Origin of the sequence: Streptomyces murinus (assembly GCF_002154555.1) — a bacterium.
In the GTDB taxonomy this organism is placed as follows: Bacteria; Actinomycetota; Actinomycetes; order Streptomycetales; family Streptomycetaceae; genus Streptomyces; species Streptomyces murinus.
In genome coordinates, this window is the sequence record NZ_MUNF01000264.1 from 1 (window position 1) to 3,484 (window position 3,484).

General features: G+C 70.1%; 4 protein-coding genes. 2 read left to right on the top strand and 2 right to left on the bottom strand.

Annotated elements, in window-relative coordinates; genetic code table 11:
* Positions 1 to 50: 50 nt before the first annotated feature.
* A complete protein-coding gene (locus CCN72_RS17425) occupies positions 51 to 602 on the bottom strand; it encodes a hypothetical protein (RefSeq protein ID WP_244174282.1) in 552 nt (183 codons plus the stop codon).
* Here CCN72_RS17425 and CCN72_RS40595 point away from each other — a divergent pair.
* Entirely contained in the window at positions 595 to 867 is a 273-nt protein-coding gene (locus CCN72_RS40595; protein ID WP_237553513.1) for a hypothetical protein, read from the top strand. The genes CCN72_RS17425 and CCN72_RS40595 overlap by 8 nt on opposite strands.
* 88 nt (positions 868 to 955) lie before the next feature.
* On the opposite strand, the gene CCN72_RS17430 is transcribed toward CCN72_RS40595, so the two are convergent.
* Positions 956 to 1,603: an RNA polymerase sigma factor gene (locus tag CCN72_RS17430; RefSeq protein WP_086808318.1), complete on the bottom strand. Its 648-nt coding sequence runs from the start codon at positions 1,601 to 1,603 to the stop codon at positions 956 to 958.
* A gap of 330 nt (positions 1,604 to 1,933) precedes the next feature.
* On the opposite strand from CCN72_RS17430, the gene CCN72_RS17435 reads away from it, so the two are divergent.
* Positions 1,934 to 3,484, top strand: a 1,551-nt coding sequence (locus tag CCN72_RS17435) for an N-acetylmuramoyl-L-alanine amidase (RefSeq protein WP_244174283.1), incomplete at its 3' end; no start/stop codon positions are given.

Sequence of the window (3,484 nt, forward strand, 5' to 3'; positions counted from 1 at the left end):
ATGCCCCGGCACTGCCGCCGGGGCACCAGCGGGGCAGTCGCAGGGCCGGTCTACTCGGAGGTGTCGGTGAACTGAGGGTCCTTCTTCTGGTTGTAGATCTCCTTGCCGGCCGCGTTGTAGGCATGGACGTACGAAGTCGACCTCGCGGCGATCAACTTGGCGGTGGACGACCCGGTGGAGAAGGACGCCGTGTAGAAGAACGCGCCACCTGCCATGACCGCCGGGTACTGCTTCGGGTCATCGCCATAGCTGACGGTGATCTTGGCTACGCCGGTTGTGTAGTGTCCGGCGCCGAGGGAAAGGTACCGCCCCTTCCCGGCCGACTGGCCGACGGCGTCGAAGTACTCCACGATGTGGCCGGTGCCCCACAGGCGGTCGTTGATGAACGTCGGCGGGACGTCCGGGCTGCTGCCCCGCTCGCCCTTGCTCTGGCACTGCACGTACTGCCCGGCCGCGTCGACGGCGATGACCGTGCCGTCCCAGTCCTTGGCGGCGGCAGGGGTACGGACGGCGATCACCGGGTGGAATCTCCCGGCATCCGATCCCAGGCAGGAGGACAGGATCCTGTCGACGGCGCCCGCCTCGATCGGGGTCGTGGCCACGCTGGTGACAGTAACCGCGGGCGACGCAGAGGCCGAAGGCGCCGAGGACGGCGTCGTACCCGCCCCGGCGTTCGAAGAGCCCCGGCTCGGGCCAGGTGACGCGGCGGCGCTCGCCGGGCTTCCACCGCTGCCGGCCTGGACCGGCTCGGCGGCCCCCTCCCCACCGAAGACGCTCACCGCCGCGACGCTCAATGCCGCGACACCGGCGGCGACGCTCAACGGCAGCCCCCACCTGCGCACCAGCGAAGTCTGCTCGTCCTCGTGATCGATCTTCATCATCAGGTCCTCTCGGCTCCGCCGGTGATTCGGCAGAGCACGCTCGGGGGGAGGCGCGGGCATACCTTGCGTGTCATTCATCGCGCGACCTCCTCCACGGTGACGGGATTCTTCGAAGTGGACGACGTCGCAACGCCCGGCCTGTCGGCGAGATCGGCCCCCAGCCTGCGCCGTGCTCGGTGCAGTCGGGACTTCACGGTTCCCACCGCCACTCCCAGCGCCGTCGCGGCCGCCTGCTGATCCAGGCCCGACCACATGCACAGCTCGACCACCTCGCGTTCGTGGCGCGGGAGCCGGGCCAGCGCCCGATGGAGCTGGGACATCCGGCGCGCGTCGTCGACCTCGCCGGCGACACGGTCCGCGTGGTCACCCACCGACTCGTCATGTGAGACGAGCCGCCGCAGCAATGCCTCGGCCCGCCGCAGCCGCCGCCTGGTGTTCGACAGCAGGCGCTCCGCGATGCCCAGCAGCCACGGCAGGGCCGAATCGCGGTCCAGCGCGACCTCCGACCGCCGCCGCCAGGCATGAAGGAACACCGCCGAGGTGAGATCCTCGGCCTCCGACCAGTCGGCCGTCCGCCGGAACAGGTGGTTGTAGACCGTCTTCGCATGACGGTCGAAGATCCGGCCGAAGGCGTCCCGATCGCCGTTGGCCGCCCGCGCCCACAACTCCCGGTCGGATACTCCTCCGACAGCCGCGGTCGGACCGACGTCGTTCACTTCCATGCCCTGTATGTGTCCGGCACCCGACCGAAGGTTCCCGCTGAACCTGCTCCTTTTTCACCCGTCCCCTCGGTACCACGGCCAGGCGGCAGGGAGCGCTGGATCCTGGCGCCACTGGGCAGCAGCCGCCGGCGGCGCGCGGCCGGGCCCCCTCCAGGACGAGGGCCCTCACAGATCACGCCGCGAAGCGGGAACCCAGCGCGCTTGATCATCATCACTTCATGTACAGATCACCTTATGAGCAGTCAGGTTCCAGGCCGCGTACCGGCCTTGGAAGGCTGCGGCGGTGGTTTCCAGGTCCGGAATCGACGTAGAGAAGTCAGGTACTTACACGTGCATGAGCGCAAGCCGCACCGGCGGCTGTCAAGAATTCTCGCGGCAGGAGTGCTGGCTGCCGCGGGAGTCGCGGCCGCCTCCCCGGCCGCCCAGGCGGTAGGACATCGGACGGCGGCCGACAGCCGTCAGCACGCCTTTGAGCAGGCCGCGGCGGACTACGACGTCCCGCTGCCCGTCCTCCTCGCCGTCGCCTATCACGAATCCGCCTGGGATGCCCATGCCGGTGAACGCAGTACCGGCGGCGGCTACGGGCCCATGCACCTGACCGACGTGACGACCGGGATGCTGGCCGCGGGCGACGCGGGTGCGGTCGGCCGTGCCGACCTTCCCGAACTGGCCTCCGCTCCGTCCCTGCACACCCTCCAGGCCGCCGCCCGGCTGACGGGGCTGCCCGGGAAGCGACTGCGCGCGGACGACGCCGCCAACATCCGCGGGGGTGCCGCCCTCCTCGCCTCGTACGAGAAGAGCGCGGTCGGCAGTACGCCGAAGGACTCGGGCAAGTGGTACGCCGCCGTTGCCCGTTACAGCGGTTCCTCCGGGCAGCGGGCGGCGCGAGCCTTCGCCGACCGGGTGTTCGCCACCATCGAGAACGGCGCGCAGGAGACCACCCGGGACGGACAGCACATCGAACTGCCCGCCTCCCCGGGCGTCCAGCCGGCCGTCAAGCAACTGTCCGCACTGCATCTGAGAGCGACGGCCGCGACAGGCGACACCGAGTGCCCCGCCACCATCGACTGCGCCTTCCTGCCGGCCGCGGCGGCCAATGGACAGGTGTCCGACCGCCCCGCCAACGGGATCAGGATCGACTCCATCGTCATTCATGACACGGAGTCGTCGTACGACGCCGCCCTGAACACCTTCCAGAAGCCGGGCGGCGGGTCGGCGCACTACGTCATACGCTCCTCCGACGGCGCCGTGACCCAGATGGTGCCCACCAAGGACATCTCCTTCCAGGCGGGCAACTACTCGACCAACCTGCACTCGATAGGAATCGAGCACGAGGGATACGCCGCCGCGGGCGGCACCTGGTACACGCAGACCGAGTACGAGACCAGCGCGGAACTCGTCCGGTACCTGGCCGAGCGCTTCGGCATTCCGCTGGACCGGCAGCACATCATCGGGCATGACAACGTGCCCGGGCCCAGCTCGGCCCTCGTCTCCGGGATGCACTGGGACCCGGGCCCGTCCTGGGACTGGGAGCGTTTCATGCGGCTGCTGCACGCCCCGGTGGACGGCCGGCACGGCGTGGGCCGGGTGGGCTCCGTGGTCACCATCACCCCTGGGTTCGCCCGCAACCAGCAGACCGTGCGGGTCTGTCCGTCCGACGACCCCACCGGCGCCACCCCCGAGTGCACCGAGCGGACCCAGCCCTCCGACTTCGTCTATCTGCGCACCGCGCCCAGCGCCACCGCGCCGCTCTTCGGCGACCAGGCCATCCATCCGGACGGCGTCGGCAGCGACAGCATCAACGACTGGGGCAGCACCGCGGCGGCCGGGCAGCAGTTCGTCGTAGCCGACCGGCAGGGCGACTGGACGGCCATCTGGTAC

Coding starts and splice junctions, on each gene's coding strand:
- CCN72_RS17430 (WP_086808318.1), bottom strand. CDS start 1,603: ATGGAAGTGAACGACGTCGGTCCGACCGCGGCTGTCGGAGGAGTATCC.